This is a genomic window from Caulobacter sp. ErkDOM-C (assembly GCF_048541825.1).
In the GTDB taxonomy this organism is placed as follows: domain Bacteria; phylum Pseudomonadota; class Alphaproteobacteria; order Caulobacterales; family Caulobacteraceae; genus Caulobacter.
In genome coordinates this window covers 3260466-3276469 of the sequence record NZ_CP183332.1, presented here as the reverse complement: position 1 = coordinate 3276469, position 16004 = coordinate 3260466, and the positions used below count along the sequence as shown (strand labels likewise).

The window sequence follows — 16004 nt, the reverse complement described above, 5'->3', positions numbered from 1 at the left end:
AATTCCCGGAATCTGCTTCAATCATCGCGACAAGATGCCCCAGACCTTTACTCATAATGAGGATGGGCCTTGGCGTAGGCGGCCATCAGGCCGGCGGCGTCGACCTGGGTATAGCGCTGGGTAGTCGACAGCGAGGCATGGCCCAGCAGTTCCTGGATCGAGCGCAGGTCTGCGCCGGCCCCCAGCAGGTGGGTCGCGAAGGCGTGACGCAGGGCGTGTGGCGTCACCCGGTCAGACAGCCCCAGGCGGCCGCGCAGGATCTGCACCGAAGCCTGGACATGGCGGGGCGACAGCGGGCCGCCACGCTTGGCGCGAAACAGCGGCTCGTCTGGCGACAGCACGAAGGGCAGGGCGGCGAGATAGACATTGATCGCCTCGCGCACGGCGTCCAGCACCGGCACGATCCGGGTCTTGCCGCCCTTGCCGGTGATGCGCAGGGCCTCACCCAGGGGCGCGTCGCGACGCAGCAGTGACAGCCCCTCGGAGATGCGCAGGCCGCAGCCCCACAGCAGGGTCAGAACCGCCTCGTCGCGGGCTATTTCCCAGTCGTCGCGGTCGGGGCCATCGCCCGATACCGACCCGATCTCATGGATCAGGCCGTGGGCCTGGTCCACGGTGACCGGGCGCGGCAGGCCAACCTTCAGGCGCGGTCCGCGCACCAGCGCGATGTGGGGGTTGGGCGTGTCCAGCCGCTGGTCGAGGAAGCGGTGGAAGGCGCGAATCGACGACAGGCTTTGGGAAAGCGAGCGCGGCGCCAGGGCGGCCTCGCCACTGCGGCGGAAGGCCAGATAGGCGCGCAGCTCGGCCGCGGTGATCGCGCCCAGGGCGGTCAACGTGACCGTCTCGCCGCGATGGCGCTCCAGAAAGTTCAGATAGGCCAGGACGTTGTCGCCATAGGCCCGCACGGTACGCGGCGAGGCGCGGCGCTCGTGCTCTAGATGGTCGTGCCAGGCGACGAGGGCCTGGCGGCCGCTCGTCACAGGTGAGGTCACAGAACGGGCCAGCGCTCGGCGGTGCGCTCGACCACCCGGGCCAGGAAGGCCACCAGCTCGGAGCCCATGTCGGGGGTGAAGGCCTCGGGGTCGGACGAGCCGAACGCGAGGATGCCCTGACGCGACGGCTCCCACAGGGCCATGCGGACCATGGCCATGCTGCGGATATGATCCAGCTTGTCGCCGAACAGGCCCAGGGCCGGAGCGTAGAAGCCCATGCGCGCCACGGCGTGGTCGCCCATCAGCATGTCGATCTGGCCCTCGATCAGGGCGTGCCAGCCGGCTGGAACCCGGCCGGGACCTTCCAGGGCGATGACGCCGGTGGTCAGGGAAAAGCGCAGATTGGCCATTTCGTCGACGCGACGCGCCAGGTCGGAATGGTTGCGGGCGTCCAGCAGGTCGATGACCGCAGCGTGGGTCTGGGCCTGGGCCGAGAAATTGGCGCGGGCGGTGTCCTCGATCTCGCGGCGGACCACGGCTTCGCGCTTGTGGGCGGCGGAGGCGCGGGCCAGGGCGGCGGGGCCAAAGTCGATGATATTGCCGCCGTCGACCCGCAGGCCCAGCTCGCCCAGCAGGCCGCTGTCGTCGCGCAGGAAGTCGGGCTCATCGCGCAGGAAGGCGCGGACGACCTCGGGATCGACGGGCTTCATCAAGGCTTGGGTCGCGTCGCTCATCGTCGGTCTTCTCCGCCCACGGCAAATCCACTCAGAGGCGAGGCATCAAACCCCATATCGGTTAACGCCGGCTTGCGGCCCGCGATGATGCTTGATCTCGACCCCGAGGGACTTTCACGGCAGAAGCTCTTTCCCATGCCGCGCATCGCCTCTGTCCTTCTGCCCATGCCGCTGCCGGAGGCGTTCGACTATGCCGAGCCCGAGGGGCTGGGCCTGGCGATCGGCGACCATGTGACCGTGCCCCTGGGGCCCCGCGTGATCCGCGGCGTGGTCACCGCCCTGCGTGACGGGACCGGCGGCAACCGGCCGCTGAAGCCGGTTCTGGAAAAGCTCGACGACCCTCCGCTGCCGCCCGGCGTGCTGACCTTCATTGACTGGGCGGCGCGCTATTCGGTCGATGTGCCCGGCTGGCCCCTGGCCATGGCCCTGCGCGGCCTGCGCCATCCGCCGCCCAAGCCCGACAAGGTGCTGGTCCTGACCGGCTCGCAGCCCGTCCGCATGACGCCGGCCCGGCTCAAGGTGCTGGCGGCGGCCCAGGGTGGGCCTATGTCGGGTGCGGCCCTGGCCAATCTGGCGGGGGTCTCGGCCGGGGTGGTCAAGGGCCTGGTCGACGAGGGCGCGCTGGCCCTGGAGTTCGTCGAGGCTGACAAGCGCTTCCCCGCCCCCGACCTGTCGCTGCCGCCCCAGTCGCTGAACGCCAGCCAGCAGGCCTGCGCCGACGTGCTGGGCGAGATGCTGGGGCAGGGCGGCTTCCAGGCGGCGCTGCTGGACGGGGTCACCGGCTCGGGCAAGACCGAGGTCTATCTGGAGGCCGCTGCCGCCGCCCTGGCCGAGGATCCAGACTCGCAGGTCTTGATCCTGCTGCCCGAGATCGCCCTGACCCAGGCGGTGATGAGCCGCTTCGAGGCGCGGTTCGGGGCGGCTGCGGCCGAGTGGCATTCCGGTGTCGCCCCGCCAAAGCGCCGCCGGGTCTGGGAAGGTGTGGCCAGCGGTCAGGCGCGGATCGTGGTCGGGGCCCGATCGGCCCTGTTCCTGCCGTTCCGCAAGCTGCGGCTGATCGTGGTCGATGAAGAGCACGACAGCTCGTTCAAGCAGGAAGAGGGTTTCATCTACCAGGCCCGCGACCTGGCCGTGGCCCGCGCCAAGATCGAGGGCGCGCTGGTGGTGCTGGCCTCGGCCACGCCGTCGCTGGAAAGCCTGTTCAACGCCCAGAGCGGTCGCTACCGCTGGCTGCGGCTCAGCGCCCGGCACGGCACGGCGCAGCTGCCCGACATCAGCCTGATCGACCTGCGCGAGACCCCGCCGGAGCCCGGCCGCTGGCTGTCGCCGCCGCTGATCAAGGCCATGACCGTGACCCTGGCGCGCGGCGAGCAGTCGATGCTGTTCCTCAACCGCCGGGGCTATGCGCCGCTGGTGCTGTGCAAGTCGTGCGGCGAGAAGATGAAGTCGCCCGACACCGATAGCTGGCTGGTCGAGCACCGCTATACCGGGCGTCTGGTCTGTCACCTGACCGGCTTTTCGATGAAGAAGCCCGAGGCCTGTCCCGCTTGCGGCGCCAAGGACAGCCTGGTCTCGATCGGTCCGGGCGTCGAGCGGGTGGAGGAGGAGGCGCGCTTTCTGTTTCCGACCGCGCGGATTGCGGTGTTCTCGTCCGACACGGTGATGGACGCCGCCGGGGCGCGGGCCCTCGTCGAGACCATGGCGGCGGGCGAGATCGACATCCTGGTGGCCACCCAGGCGGCGGCCAAGGGCCACAACTTTCCCAACCTGACCCTGGTGGGCGTAGTCGACGCCGACCTGTCCCTGCGCGGCGGCGATCTGCGGGCCGGCGAGCGGACCTTCCAGCTGCTGGCCCAGGCGGCCGGCCGGGCCGGACGCCATGAAAAGCCGGGCCGGGCCATGCTCCAGACCTACACCCCCGACCATGCCGTGCTGCTGGCCCTGAAGGCCCAGGATCGCGACGCCTTTGTCGAGGCTGAACTGCGCATGCGCGAAGAGGCGGGTCTGCCGCCGTTCGGACGGCTGGCGGCGGTGATCGCCTCGGGTCCGGACGGCGCGGCGCTGGACGCCTATGTCGAGGCCCTGGCGGCGGTGATCCCCAATGCCGCAGGCGTCGAGGTGTTCGGCCCCGCCGACGCGCCCCTGGCCCTGGTGCGCGGGCGGCGGCGCAAGCGGTTCTTGGTGCGGGCTGATCGCAGCGTCGACCTGCAGGGCTTCATGTCGGCCTGGCGGGCGCGGGCCAAGATCCCGAACTCGGTGCGGGTGGTGGTCGATATCGACCCCTACAGCTTCCTTTAGACACCAAGACGCCCCGGACCTTTCGGGCCGGGGCGCTGGGCAGACTAGCGAAGGGCTGCGGGGTTAGTGCTCCCCGCCGGCCGCCTTCTTTTTCGCGGACGCTCGACGGGACATCATGTTGAGCCCCTCGACCACGGCCGAGAACGCCATGGCCGTATAGATGTAGCCCTTGGGCACGTGCATGCCGAAGGACTCGGCGATCAGAACCGTGCCGATCATCAGCAGGAAGCCCAGGGCCAGCATCACCACGGTGGGGTTGTTGTTGATGAAGTTGGCCAGAGGATCGGCGGCCAGCAGCATCACCGTCACGGCGACCAGCACGGCGATGACCATGATCGGCAGATGCTCGGTCATGCCGACAGCCGTCAGGATCGAGTCGATCGAGAACACCAGGTCCAGCAGGATGATCTGGAAGATCGCCGAGCCGACATTGGAGATCGCCGCCCCGGTCTTGTCGAGGACGTCGTGGCTTTCCTGGTTGGGGTCGACCGTGTGGTGGATTTCCTTGGTGGCCTTCCAGATCAGGAACAGGCCGCCGGCCAGCAGGATCAGGTCACGCCAGGAGAAGGCCGTCTCGAACGACGGCTCGCCGTGCGGACCGGCCGGACCCACGATGCCCAGGTCGAACACCGGATGCACCAGGCCGACGATGAAGGCGATGGTCGACAGCAGCACCAGACGCATGATCAGGGCCAGCGATATGCCGATGCGGCGCACGCGTTGGCGATGCTCGGGCGCCAGCTTGTTGGAGAGAATGGAGATGAAAATCAGGTTGTCGATGCCGAGCACGACTTCCATGACGATCAGGGTGACCAGGGCGGCCCAGGCTGCGGGGTCCACGGCGAGGTTAAGGAGTTCGTTCATCGTCCTGTTCTAAGGCTGTCGTCTGAAAAAGCGTCTCGACCCACCCCTCCGTGGATCCCGTCCATGCAAGGGAACGTGACGGAAGCCCCCAGGCTTCGCCAGACTGGACCTGAAATATGCCAGACGCCGCCAATATCAAACCCCTAACTGCTCTGCGGTTCTTCGCCGCCTTCTGGGTGGTGTTGTTCCACTATTGGCCCAACCTGGCGGTCGGCTTCACGCCGGCGGTCGCGACCAAGGGCTATCTGGGCGTCGAGGCCTTCTTCACCCTGTCGGGCTTCATTCTATGCCACGTCTATCTGCAGGGCTTTGGCCAGGGGCGGTTCCGCTATGGCGACTTCCTGTGGAATCGGTTTGCGCGGGTCTACCCGCTGCATCTGGCCACTCTGCTGGGCGTGGGCCTGATGGCCGCCCTGGCCAGCCTGGCCGGCATCGTGGTCGGTAACAACATCGTCTCGTGGGAAGCCCTGCCGGCCAACCTGCTGCTGGTCCATGCCTGGGGCTTTGCGCCGGTGTCGGGCTGGAACCACGCCTCCTGGTCGATCTCGGCCGAATGGTTCGCCTATCTCAGCTTCCCCGCCTTCGCCTTCGTCGCCTGGAGGCTGCGCAAGCGGCCGTTCGTGGCCGTGGCCCTGGCCCTGGCTCTGATCGCCGTGCTGTACCCCGCCTTTGAGCGCCTGGCCGGCTTTCCGCTGACGGCTGCGACCATCCAGTGGGGCGCGCTGCGCATTGTCCCGTGCTTTGCCTATGGCTGCGCCCTGCACGCCCTGTGGCGCTCGGGCGCGATCCCGGGCCGACTTGCCGCGCCCGGCGCGCTGGTCATGGGCGCCCTGGTTCTGGGCGCGGTGCAGTTGGATTTCCCCGATCCGGTTATAATAGTGGCGCTCGGCGGCCTGATTCTGACGCTGGCCTGCCTGGCCGCCAGCGGTTCGACCTTCGCCAGCCAAAGCATTTTGGTTTATCTCGGCGAGATCAGCTATTCGACCTATATGATCTGCATTCCGTGGAAGATCGTTTCGGTCAATGCAGCGACAAAAGTTCTGGCTATTGAGGGCGAGCAGCTGCCCCTGCTGATCTGGCTGAGCATTGTCGCAGCGCTGATCCCGCTCTCGGCCGCATCCTATCATCTGATCGAAAAGCCGGCCCGCGAACACATGAAAGCTTGGGCTCAACGCCGCGCCCAGCGGCGACTGGTCGCGGCCAGCGCCTGAGAAACACTCTTTTCATAGGTCTCTGGCAAGGTTACTGCTTGGCCCAGTGACACGGGGGAGTGCCCACAGCATGACGAAACGGACGAGAACCCTCTGGGGTTCCATCGCCGCTGCCGCCATGATCAGCCTGATGCCGGTTTCCGGTGCGGTGGCTGACGGGTACTGGCAGTGCGTGCCGTTCGCGCGTCTGATGTCTGGCATTCAAATCTTCGGCGACGCCCGCACCTGGTGGAGCCAGGCCGCAGGCCACTACGACACCGGCTCGGCGCCGAAGATCGGCTCGGTCCTGTCCTTCAAGCCCACCGGCCGCATGAACCTGGGCCACGTCGCCTTTGTCAGCCAAGTGCTGACCGATCGCGTCATCCAGGTGACCCACGCCAACTGGTCCGTGATGAACGGAACCCGCGGCCAGGTCGAACAGGACGTCACCGTGGTCGACGTCTCGCCGGCCGGCGACTGGACCCAGGTCAAGGTCTGGTACGATCCGATCCGCGATCTGGGCACCACGGTCTATCCGACCCACGGCTTCATCTATCAGAACGCCCAGGCCACCAAGATCGCCGTGGCGACCAGCAAGCTGGCCCTAGCCCAGGACGCCGCCGTTTCGCTGGCCAAGTCCGCCGCCAACCAGGTGGCCGCCTCGGTTCGCGCCTCGCCGCTGGACATCATCAACCAGGCCGCCGACTCCACCGACCGGATCGCCGCCCTGATCGCCGCCGCTTCGGGCGGCCCGTCCGAAGACGACAAGCCGGCCGCTCCGCGCTAGGCCACTCTCGCCGCCCCGCCCTGCGATTGACGCCACGCTCGCGCTGGGTCATTCCCGGCGGGTGACGAGGCTCGCCGATCCATGCTGAGAATTCTGCGCCGTGGCGCGCCGGGCTTCGAAACCGGCGACGCGGGCCGCGACTGGCGGCTACCCGACGACGCCGTCTGGATCGAGCTTGTCGATCCCTCGCGCGCCGAGGAGGTGGCGGTCGAACAGGCCATCGGCGTCCTGCTGCCCACCCGCGAGGAGATGGCCGAGATCGAGGCCTCGTCTCGCCTCTATCAGGAGGACGGCGGCACCTTCATGACCGCCACTGTCCTGGTCAATGCCGACGGCGACCTGCCGACCGCCGCGCCGGTGACCTTCGTTCTGGTCGGCCAGCGCCTGATCACGATCCGTTATGTCGAGCCGCGCGCCTTCTCGGTGTTCGCCGCCCAGGCCGAACGCCAGCCCAGCCTGTGCCCCAACGGCCCGCAGACCTTCCTTGGCCTGCTCGACGCTGTCGTTGACCGCACAGCCGACATTCTCGAGCGCACCGCCAGCGAGGTTGAGGCCCAGTCGCGGGCCATCTTCAGCCGTCCGCGCGGCGGCGCCTTCGAGCAGATCCTCAACCGCCTGGGCCGCGCCCAGAACATCAACGCCAAGGCTCGCGACAGCCTGGTCAGCCTGGCCCGCCTGCTCAGCTTCGCGTCCCTGGCCGAGCAGTTTGAGGGCGACCGCGAGTTGCGCGACCACCTCAAGTCCCTGCAGCGCGACGTGCAGTCGATCACCGATCATTCGAGCTATGTGTCGAGCAACATCACCTTCCTGCTCGACGCGGCCCTGGGCCTGATCAACATCGAGCAGAACGCGATCTTCAAGATCTTCTCAGTGTTCTCGGCGGTGTTCCTGCCGCCGACCCTGATCGCCGGCGTCTATGGCATGAACTTCGAGCACATGCCCGAGCTGCGATGGATGGAGGGCTATCCCATGGCCCTGGGCATGATGTTCGCCGCCGGCGTCGGGCCATTGCTGTGGTTCAAGCGCAAGGGCTGGCTGTAGGGCGCGCGCGTCGCCGATCAGACGACCGCGACGGCGTCCTGAATTCCGGCCAGAAGGTTGGCGGCGGTGATCGGCTTGGCGACATGCAGATTGGCCCCGGCGGCCATCGCCTCGATCCTGTGCTCGGCCATGGCGTTGGCGCTGAGCATCACGATGGGCGTCGGCCGCGCGCCGCGCGCGGCTTCCAGGGCGCGTATGGCGCGGGTGGCGGCCAGGCCGTCCATGTTCGGCATCTGCATGTCCATCAGCACCACGTCGAACGCGCCGTCGGCAAAGGCCGCCACCGCCTCCACCCCGTCACCCACCGTGACAATCTGGGCGCCCTGGCTGGCGAGAATCAGCTGGACCACGCGCTGGTTGGTGGGGTGATCCTCGGCCAGCAGCACCCGCAGGGGGCGGTCAAGGTGGGCGTCGGGCGTGGGTACGGTCTGGTCGTCGCGCGCATCATAGGCCGCCAGGGTTTCTTCGCGCCGCAGCGGCAGGTTGACGACAAATCGACTCCCGACTCCCGGCTCGGAACTGGCGGAAATCTCGCCGCCCATCATCTGCGCCAGCGAGCGGCAGATCGACAGGCCAAGCCCCGTTCCGCCAAACCGGCGACTGATCGTCTCATCGGCCTGGCTGAACCGGCTGAACAGACGGCTGGCGTGATCGGCGTTGAAACCGATGCCGGTATCCTCGACCGTCAGGGTCAACTCTGCGGTGTCTGACGTCTCGACCATGCCGATGCGCAGGATGACGCCGCCGGTCTGGGTGAACTTGACGGCGTTGGAGAGCATATTGCCGACGATCTGGCCGATACGCGTGCCGTCGCCCCGGAAGCGGCCTCGCGCAGGGGTCTCGCGCTCGACCGTGAAGGTCAGCCCCTTGTCTTCGGCTTGATGGCGCGTGACTTCGATACACGGGCGCAGGGCCTGTTCCAGGTCAAACGGCCGGGATTCCAGCTGAAGTTGGCCCGCCTCGATCTTTGATACATCCAGCAAGTCTGACACCAGCCGCTCCAGCGTCACGCCAGAGTCGCGGACCAAATCGACCATTTCGGCCTGTTCGGCGCTCAGCGGCGTACGCGACAGGGCGTCGATGATGCCGATCACGCCGTTCAGCGGCGTCCGCATCTCATGGCTCATATTGGCCAGGAACTCGGATTTGGCGCGACTGGCCGACTCGGCCGCCGCCTTGGCCTCGATCAATTCGCGTTCGGCCGCGACCCGATCCGTGACATCGCGCGCCATCCCATAGATGCGATCGCCAAATCGCTGGGCCCGCCATTCCAGCGTCCGATAGTGGCCGTCCTTGTGACGATACCGATTGATGAAGCCAAGCACCGGATCACCCGGACGGCGCAGCACAACCTCCTGCACGCTGTTCAGGGTGCCGGGCAGGTCGTGTGGGTGGACCAAGCGCAGCAGCGGCTGGCCCTGCATCTCGTCTGGGGGATGTCCCATGGCGGTGCCCCACGAGTCGCTGGCTTTCAGGACCCGGCCCTCCAGGTCGCGAATGATCAGGAGATCAAGGGAGACCCGGAAGAACGTGCTGAGGTCTCCGACCCGTTCCTCGCCTTCTACGCTCAGCTCGGCGGACCCTCTAGAAACGGATGACTCCTGCGTCATGCGAACGATCCTTCAAAGCGTCAACAGCGACGGAAAAGGCTTAGGTGATCAAGGTTAAGCCGGGATTGCAGCAAAGCTTGCCGTTGGTTTCTGATCGTCCAGGAACGGCTGCCTCCAGGCGCGGATGGCGGCGCTCGCCCAGTCTACGCTGCTTTTCCGGGCGGGGCTGAACCTTTCCTTAAAGCTGACGTGGGACGCTCCCCTGTCTCGAAGGGACGTCCAGTCCACATGTCCGCCGCCGCCAGACCTAGTCTGATCCGCTCGCTGCACGCTTCCGCCGTCCGGGAGGTGATGGACGCGCACGGCCGGTTCCTGAAGGGCCTGCCGGCCGGCCGACGCGCCAATTTCTCCTATGTGAACCTCAACAACTACAATTTCGAGGGCCGCGATCTCTCTGAGGCCGACCTGACCGGCGCGCTGCTGGGCGGGGCGATGATGGCGCGCGCCAGACTGGTGCGAGCCACGCTGTACGGCGCTGATCTGCGCGACGCCGACCTGCGCGACTGCGACCTGACCCGGGCCGACATGCGCGGCGTCTGCCTGCGTGGGGCCAATCTGTCGGGCGCTGACCTTTCAGCCTGCGACCTGCGCGAAGGCGTCACCGCCGTGCAGGACGACACCAAGGGTCTGCGGATCCTCAAGCATTCCACCCGTCCGGGTGAACTGGACTACGCCCTGCTGAACGGGGCTAAGCTGACCGGGGCCCAGATGTCGGGCGCCTTCGCCCAGGCCGCCGATTTCAGTGACGCCGACATGACGGGCGTCAGCCTGCAGGGCGCCAAGCTGGCCAATGCCCGGATGGACGGCGCCGACCTGTCGGGCGCCAATCTGCACAATGCCGACATGGCCAAGGTCTCGCTGCGCCGGGCCGTTCTGGTCGGGACCGATCTGTCCGGGGCCAATCTGGAAGACGTCGACATGAGCGAGGTGCTGCGCGCCCCGCCGCCGATCATCTATATCGACGACCTGCCGCTGACCGAAGTGCTCGACGCTCATGAAGCCTTCGTCAGGTCCGAGGGCCGCGAGGGCGCGATCGCCAGGGTCGACGAGGTTGATTTCCGGCCGCTGAAACGCCTGAAGAACCGCCGGCTCGCGGGCCTGTCAGCGCCCGGAGCGGTCATGTTCGGCATGGATCTGGAGGGCGTCCAGCTGCAGGGCGCCAATCTGATGGGCGCGGACCTGCGTGGCGTGAAGTTCAGGAATGCCGACCTGCGCGGCGCGCGCCTGGTCGGGGCCCAGCTGGCCAAGGCCGACCTGACGGGCGCCAAGCTTGGGCCGCTGAAGATCGCCGAGGACCGGTTCATCCGCACCGATCTGAGCCGCGCGGTGCTGCGCGGCGCCAATCTGACCGGGGCCAGCGCGCCGCGCGCCCGGTTCATAGAGGCGGACCTGACCAGAGCCCGCCTCGAGGGTTGCGACCTGACGGGCGCCGAGCTGCCGGCGAAGGCTACATCGTCTTCTTGAGCGGCAGCAGGTCCGGGAAGTCGGCCGGACGCTTTTCCATCTTGGCCTTGAAGGCCTCGGCCATATGCGAGCCGGCGAACATGCCCGTCTGCCAGGTGGCGATATAGTCCAGGCCGTCGGCGATCGTGTGGTCGCGTGCGTAGTTGATCATCACCTTGCTGCCGGCCACGGCCAGGGGCGACTTCTCGGCGATCTCGCGGGCGGTGGCCAAGGCGTGGGCGACCACCTCCTCGTGGGTGTCGAAGGTCTCGTTGACCAGGCCGATGGCCAGGGCCTTGGCGGCGAGCAGGCGGCGACCGGTGTAGGCCAGCTCCCGGACCCAGCCCTCGGGGATCAGCTTGCACAGGCGCGGGAAGGTGCCGACATCGGCGGTCATGCCGATATTGATCTCCTGGATGCAGAAGAAGGCGTCGGTGGTGGCGTAGCGGATGTCGCAGGCGCTGATGAAGTCCACCGCCCCGCCGATGCAGCCGCCCTGGATGGCGACGATCACCGGCATGCGAGCCTTGTCCAGGCAGGTGAAGGTGTCCTGCAGGTGATGGACGTGATGGCGGAAGCTCTCGCCGGCCACGTACCGGTCGCCGCCACGCTCTGCTGTGACGCCCTCGCCGTCGGTGAACACCGACAGCTCCATGCCGGCCGAGAAGTGCTTGCCGGTCGAGGTGATGACGATGCAGCGCGCCAGGGCGTTGTCGTCAATATGTTTCACAATTGCGGGAAGCTCGTTCCAGAAGGCCCGTGTCATAGTGTTCATGGCGTCGGGACGCTTGAGCTGGATGTGCGCGACGCCAGCCTCGATCTCGACCTTGAAACACGTATAGTCTGCATGATCGTGGGCGCTCATGACGTCCTCCCTTATCGTTGATAAGGGACTATCTCGCGGACCGGACGCGGCGCCAACACTGACTTTGCGGAATGTGGCCGCACAACTGTCGGCCAAAACAGAGGGAAGACCCATGAAGACCACCCCCGCCCTGCTCGCCATCGCCGCCATGGTCGGCGCCAGCCTGGCCGTTCCGGCCCCCGTCCTGGCCCAGTCCAAGGGTCTGGGCAGCCTCTTCTCGTGCGAAGGCTCGGGCAAGAAGCAGGAAGGCGGGGCCCTGATTGGCGCCGCCGCCGGCGCGTTCCTGGGCAGCAAGGTGGCCAAGAACGAAAAGACCCTCGGCGCCCTGGTCGGCGCGGCGGCCGGCGCGGCGGCGGGCTCCTATATCGGCTGCCGCATGCAGTCGACCGACACCGCCCTGGCCCAGCAGGCCACGAAGAAGGCCTTGGAAACCGGCCAGCCCCAGACCTGGAGCAATTCGCGCACGGGCGCCTCGGGCCGCATCGACGTGGTCTCCTCCAGCTATGGTCCGCCCGTCGACAGCCGCAACCTGCGCTTCGCCCAGGGTGTGCAGTCCCTGCCCAGCTATGACGCCCTGGGCGGCCAGTACGCCGCCAAGGGCGCGGCGAACATGCGTTCGACCCCCTCGACCAGCGGCAAGGTCGTCGGCAAGCTGGCTGCCGGCCAGGCTTTTGACGCCCTGGGCTCGGCCCCGAACGGCGGCTGGATCCTGGTCGGCCAGAGCGGCTACGCCGTCGGTTATGTGGCCCCAGGCCTGGTGCGTCCGCTGCAGACCGTCGCCGCCTCGTGCCGGGTGATCAACGCCTCGATCTCGACCTCGGGCCAACGTCCGGCCACGGAACGCTACAGCGCCTGCCAGGACAATCGCGGCGAGTGGCAGCTGACCCAGGCCTGATCCTGACCGACCGCCTTCGCTTTGGGGTCTTTGGCCCTTAAGCGAAGGCGGGGTTGGACGCAGCCGCCTCGCGGCCCTATCCTGATCGGGAGCCGCAGAAGGACCCTCGCCGATGGACGCGGCTGTGTTTCGACAACCCCGAAGGCGCATGATCGCCATCGACAGCCCAGCCGGCCCCGGCGAGATGGCGGCGCTGGAATTTGGCCCGCAGGACCGGGCCATCGATGTGGTCTTCGTCCACGCCAATGGCTTCAACGCCCAGACCTATAACAGCCTGCTGGCCCCGCTCTCGGCCGGCCTGCGGGTGCTGGCCATCGACCAGCGCGGCCATGGCGCCACGACCCTGGCCGCGAAAGGCGAGGGGCGTCGTTCCTGGCTCGACCTGCGCGACGATCTGGTCGCCCTGCTCAAGGTGCTGGACGGCCCGCCGGTGGTGCTGGCCGGACATTCGATGGGCGGAACGGTCAGCCTGCTGGCCGCCGCGGCCCTGCCCGGTGCGGTCAAGGGTCTGGTGCTGCTGGACCCGGTGATCATGCCGCGCCTGGTGGCCCTGTACGCTCAGGTTCCGTGGACCTCAGGCGCGCTGTGGAAGAAGATGCCCATCGCCCAGGCCGCCTCGCGCCGCCGCTCGGTCTTTGACGACCGTGAGGCGGTGGTCGCCGCCTATACCGGTCGCGGGGCCTTCAAGACCTGGCCCGAGACCATGCTGGCCGACTATGTCGACGGCGGTTTCGTTGATCGCGACGACGGCAAGGTGGAGCTGGCCTGCGCGCCGGCGTGGGAAGCCTCCAACTATTCGGCCCAGGCCCACGATCCGTGGCGGGCGATCCGCAAGGTCACGGGGCCCGTGCGGGTCCTGCGGGCCGAGCGTGGCTCGACCTGCCGGGCCGGCGACAGCTTCGAGCGGCGCGGCCGGGATGTGGTGGTCGAGACGGTGGCGGGAACCAGTCACTTCCTGCCAATGGAGCGGCCCGATCTGGCGCGGGACGCGATCTTCGCGATGGCGACCGGCGAATAGGGCATTTGGACGCGCCCGATTCTCGAACGTTGTTCTCGACGGGTTTGTTCACTTCCGCGGCGCTGTGTGCCCCTCCCACAGCTGGAAGGCGCCATGGCCAGACCGGCATACAAGTTGTTTCGGCTGATCTATCACAGCCGCCAGACGCAGATGGTGCTCGGCGATCTCGACGCCCATGTCCACGCCATCATCGAGAGGTCGATCCCGAACAATCAGCGGTTCATGCTGACGGGATTGCTGATCGTGGTTCAGGGCTCCTTTTTGCAGGTGCTCGAAGGGCCAGAGGCCGCTGTGCGCGGGGCCTATTGTCGGATCGTGGACGACCCGCGCCACGACCAGATCGCGATCATCTCCGGCGAGGAGGCCCAGACACGGCTGTTCGGGCAGTGGAACATGTGCGCCCGCGCCCTGGCGTCTGCGGACCAGTCGATCCTCGATGTGCTCGACAGCAAAGGGCTGTTCGATCCGGCCAGGCTGACGCCGAAAAGTGCGGTCGATCTGTTGCGCAAGGTCGCCGACATCCAGAGCCGGAACACCCAGACCTTGATGATTGACTAGGGTCAGCTTGGTTGGGTGCACGCGGCGAAACCGCTCGCGGCCGCTCCAAGTATAGGCTTTAGCGCCCGTCTCTCTCGTTTGGATGCTTCCCCGAAAACGGGACAGGCTGTTAGAGCGCCAGTCCCGCCACCGAAAACGCCTCCAGCCCCGCCTGCGCCGCCGGGCTGATCGGCACCGCCTTGCGGGCGTCGAGGTCGAAGGTGATGGCTACCGCTTCGGATGTGCCCCAGGCCAGGCCCGTGGCGGGGTCGATCATCCAGTGGACCATGCGCATGGTGCGCGGGTCCGCGCCCATCAGGCCCGAGCGCAGCTCGACCCGGTCGCCGGCCTGGGGCCAGCGCAGATAGGCCAGCCGGTATTCCAGCACCGCCCCGCCGAACCGCGTCGGTTTGTGGTCAGCATGCTCGACGATCACATCGCGGAACGGGCCGATGAAGCTGCCGATGCCATCCGACACCCGGCCGATGAACTGCTCGGCGCGCATGCGGCCAAAGACGTCGCATTCGGTCGGCGACAGGGCGCCCAGCCCGATCTGCTGCAGGCCCAGCGCCTGAGCGCGCTCCAGGCCGGCGGTTGGGGTGAAGGGCGACAGGTCGATGCTGCGGGCGCGGGCCTTTTCCGGAACCTCGACCCTCAGCGCAGCAGCGCGCTCGCGGGTGATCCGGGGCCAGGGGAAGACCTCGCCCTCGCGCGGCGTGGCGTGGACGACTGTGGTCTGGAACGTCGCGGCCAGTTCGCCGGTGGCCGAGTGGACCAGCAACTGCAGCAGTTTGGCTTCGGTGTCGGTGATCTCGATCACCCCGCCCAGCATGTGCAGGGTGGCTCCGGCATGGGCCTCGCGCAGGAAGCGGACGTGATGTTCCTTCACCAGCAGGGTGGCGTTGGCATAGGGGGTGAAGGCGTGAGGCAGACCCAGCTCGGCCGCCAGCCCCACCAGGCCCTCCATGGCGCGGACGATATAGTGGCGCACATTCATGTGCCCCATCTCGTCGCAGTCCCAGGTGTTGACGCCCCCGCGCCAGATCTCGACGCCGGGCAGGGTCTCAGCGGTCGTCATGGGCGCGGTCTCGGCGGGTTGAACAGTTGTTTGAGCGTAGCGGGGTTTGCGTGAAGTCCGCAATCGTCCCTGAGGATTGTCATCCCGGGCGAACCCCGGCGAAAGCCGGGGCCAGACCCGGGACCGACTTGGAACGCGGCGCTCAGGCGTCTGTCCCGGATCTGCGCGCTGAGGCGCTTGTCCGGGATGACATGGGGAGTACTCGAATCAGCCTCGACAGGCTCCGCACAGCCCGTGCGCCTCGATCGTCACGGCCGTGAGGGCATAGCCCGCCGCTGCGCCGGCGGCGATGATCTCGGCGCTGGCCCGGGGCTCGATTTCGCGGGTGGCCCCGCAGCAGTCGCAGATCAGGAAGGCGGCGGCGTGGCCGTCGGCTTCCTTGCGGCAGGCGACATAGGCGTTGAGGCTCTCGATGCGGTGGGCGAAGCCCTGCTTTTCCAGAAAGTCGAGCGCCCGATAGACGGTGGGCGGCTTGGCCGGCGGACCGTCCACGGCATAGGTCGAGATCAGGTCATAGGCCTTCACTGGCTGGCCGGCCTGCAGCAGCAGTTCCAGCACCCGGCGACGGGGCGCAGTCAGCCTCTGCTCGGCCGCCACGCAACGCGCCTCGGCGGCCTCCAGCTCGGCCGCGAGGGCGGAACCGGCGACGCCGTGGTGGTCGTGATCGTGATCGCAAGCGGCGTGATGGGCCATGGCCAAGAGGTAGAGGCGC

15 protein-coding genes are annotated in these 16004 nt (G+C 67.6%); 8 read left to right on the top strand and 7 right to left on the bottom strand.

The window, feature by feature from the left end; genetic code table 11:
- Nucleotides 1-47: 47 nt before the first annotated feature.
- Both ACN2C8_RS15755 and ACN2C8_RS15750 read right to left on the bottom strand, forming a co-directional pair.
- Nucleotides 48-980 (bottom strand): tyrosine recombinase XerC, encoded by a 933-nt coding sequence (locus ACN2C8_RS15755; protein ID WP_419255896.1) that lies wholly within the window; start codon nt 978-980, stop codon nt 48-50.
- 8 nt (nt 981-988) lie between these two features.
- Entirely contained in the window at nt 989-1666 is a 678-nt protein-coding gene (locus tag ACN2C8_RS15750) for a DUF484 family protein (RefSeq protein ID WP_419252968.1), read from the bottom strand.
- Between the two features lie 135 nt (nt 1667-1801).
- Between ACN2C8_RS15750 and ACN2C8_RS15745 the strand changes: the two genes are divergently transcribed.
- Nucleotides 1802-3964: a primosomal protein N' gene (locus ACN2C8_RS15745; RefSeq protein ID WP_419252967.1), complete on the top strand. Its 2163-nt coding sequence runs from the start codon at nt 1802-1804 to the stop codon at nt 3962-3964.
- Between the two features lie 63 nt (nt 3965-4027).
- Here the strand turns inward: ACN2C8_RS15745 and ACN2C8_RS15740 are convergent, their stop codons facing one another.
- Entirely contained in the window at nt 4028-4828 is an 801-nt protein-coding gene (locus tag ACN2C8_RS15740; RefSeq protein WP_419252966.1) for a TerC family protein, read from the bottom strand.
- Between the two features lie 116 nt (nt 4829-4944).
- On the opposite strand from ACN2C8_RS15740, the gene ACN2C8_RS15735 reads away from it, so the two are divergent.
- From ACN2C8_RS15735 to ACN2C8_RS15725, 3 genes are all read left to right on the top strand, one after another.
- Complete coding sequence (locus ACN2C8_RS15735) at nt 4945-6039, top strand: acyltransferase family protein (RefSeq protein ID WP_419252965.1); 1095 nt, start codon at nt 4945-4947, stop codon at nt 6037-6039.
- Between the two features lie 70 nt (nt 6040-6109).
- A complete protein-coding gene (locus tag ACN2C8_RS15730) occupies nt 6110-6805 on the top strand; it encodes a CHAP domain-containing protein (RefSeq protein ID WP_419252964.1) in 696 nt (231 codons plus the stop codon).
- Between the two features lie 81 nt (nt 6806-6886).
- A complete protein-coding gene (locus ACN2C8_RS15725) occupies nt 6887-7846 on the top strand; it encodes a magnesium transporter CorA family protein (protein ID WP_419252963.1) in 960 nt (319 codons plus the stop codon).
- A 17-nt stretch (nt 7847-7863) separates the two neighbouring features.
- Here the strand turns inward: ACN2C8_RS15725 and ACN2C8_RS15720 are convergent, their stop codons facing one another.
- Nucleotides 7864-9417, bottom strand: coding sequence for an ATP-binding protein (locus ACN2C8_RS15720; protein ID WP_419255895.1), 1554 nt, complete (start codon nt 9415-9417; stop codon nt 7864-7866).
- Between the two features lie 267 nt (nt 9418-9684).
- Here ACN2C8_RS15720 and ACN2C8_RS15715 point away from each other — a divergent pair, with 267 nt between their 5' ends.
- Nucleotides 9685-10920: a pentapeptide repeat-containing protein gene (locus tag ACN2C8_RS15715; protein WP_419252962.1), complete on the top strand. Its 1236-nt coding sequence runs from the start codon at nt 9685-9687 to the stop codon at nt 10918-10920.
- Here ACN2C8_RS15715 and ACN2C8_RS15710 read toward each other — a convergent pair.
- Nucleotides 10904-11764: a crotonase/enoyl-CoA hydratase family protein gene (locus tag ACN2C8_RS15710; RefSeq protein ID WP_419252961.1), complete on the bottom strand. Its 861-nt coding sequence runs from the start codon at nt 11762-11764 to the stop codon at nt 10904-10906. The two genes, ACN2C8_RS15715 and ACN2C8_RS15710, sit on opposite strands and share 17 nt — an antisense overlap.
- A 112-nt stretch (nt 11765-11876) precedes the next feature.
- Here ACN2C8_RS15710 and ACN2C8_RS15705 point away from each other — a divergent pair, with 112 nt between their 5' ends.
- The 3 genes from ACN2C8_RS15705 to ACN2C8_RS15695 all read left to right on the top strand — a co-directional run bounded on the left by ACN2C8_RS15705 (nt 11877) and on the right by ACN2C8_RS15695 (nt 14235).
- Complete coding sequence (locus ACN2C8_RS15705) at nt 11877-12659, top strand: SH3 domain-containing protein (protein WP_419252960.1); 783 nt, start codon at nt 11877-11879, stop codon at nt 12657-12659.
- 112 nt (nt 12660-12771) lie between these two features.
- The gene (locus ACN2C8_RS15700) at nt 12772-13677 is read left to right on the top strand and encodes an alpha/beta fold hydrolase (protein WP_419252959.1); all 906 of its coding nucleotides are present in this window, start codon (nt 12772-12774) and stop codon (nt 13675-13677) included.
- A 93-nt stretch (nt 13678-13770) separates the two neighbouring features.
- Entirely contained in the window at nt 13771-14235 is a 465-nt protein-coding gene (locus tag ACN2C8_RS15695) for a BLUF domain-containing protein (protein ID WP_419252958.1), read from the top strand.
- Between the two features lie 109 nt (nt 14236-14344).
- On the opposite strand, the gene ACN2C8_RS15690 is transcribed toward ACN2C8_RS15695, so the two are convergent.
- Both ACN2C8_RS15690 and ACN2C8_RS15685 read right to left on the bottom strand, forming a co-directional pair.
- Nucleotides 14345-15292 carry a thioesterase family protein gene (locus tag ACN2C8_RS15690; RefSeq protein ID WP_419252957.1) on the bottom strand — a complete coding sequence of 316 codons (948 nt, stop codon included), beginning with the start codon at nt 15290-15292 and terminating at the stop codon, nt 14345-14347.
- Between the two features lie 207 nt (nt 15293-15499).
- Nucleotides 15500-15985, bottom strand: a complete 486-nt coding sequence (locus ACN2C8_RS15685; RefSeq protein WP_419252956.1) for a transcriptional repressor — start codon at nt 15983-15985, stop codon at nt 15500-15502.
- Nucleotides 15986-16004 lie beyond the last annotated feature (19 nt).

Coding starts and splice junctions, on each gene's coding strand:
- ACN2C8_RS15750 (WP_419252968.1), bottom strand. CDS start 1,666: ATGAGCGACGCGACCCAAGCCTTGATGAAGCCCGTCGATCCCGAGGTC.
- ACN2C8_RS15745 (WP_419252967.1), top strand. CDS start 1,802: ATGCCGCGCATCGCCTCTGTCCTTCTGCCCATGCCGCTGCCGGAGGCG.
- ACN2C8_RS15740 (WP_419252966.1), bottom strand. CDS start 4,828: ATGAACGAACTCCTTAACCTCGCCGTGGACCCCGCAGCCTGGGCCGCC.
- ACN2C8_RS15735 (WP_419252965.1), top strand. CDS start 4,945: ATGCCAGACGCCGCCAATATCAAACCCCTAACTGCTCTGCGGTTCTTC.
- ACN2C8_RS15730 (WP_419252964.1), top strand. CDS start 6,110: ATGACGAAACGGACGAGAACCCTCTGGGGTTCCATCGCCGCTGCCGCC.
- ACN2C8_RS15725 (WP_419252963.1), top strand. CDS start 6,887: ATGCTGAGAATTCTGCGCCGTGGCGCGCCGGGCTTCGAAACCGGCGAC.
- ACN2C8_RS15715 (WP_419252962.1), top strand. CDS start 9,685: ATGTCCGCCGCCGCCAGACCTAGTCTGATCCGCTCGCTGCACGCTTCC.
- ACN2C8_RS15710 (WP_419252961.1), bottom strand. CDS start 11,764: ATGAGCGCCCACGATCATGCAGACTATACGTGTTTCAAGGTCGAGATC.
- ACN2C8_RS15705 (WP_419252960.1), top strand. CDS start 11,877: ATGAAGACCACCCCCGCCCTGCTCGCCATCGCCGCCATGGTCGGCGCC.
- ACN2C8_RS15700 (WP_419252959.1), top strand. CDS start 12,772: ATGGACGCGGCTGTGTTTCGACAACCCCGAAGGCGCATGATCGCCATC.
- ACN2C8_RS15695 (WP_419252958.1), top strand. CDS start 13,771: ATGGCCAGACCGGCATACAAGTTGTTTCGGCTGATCTATCACAGCCGC.
- ACN2C8_RS15690 (WP_419252957.1), bottom strand. CDS start 15,292: ATGACGACCGCTGAGACCCTGCCCGGCGTCGAGATCTGGCGCGGGGGC.
- ACN2C8_RS15685 (WP_419252956.1), bottom strand. CDS start 15,985: ATGGCCCATCACGCCGCTTGCGATCACGATCACGACCACCACGGCGTC.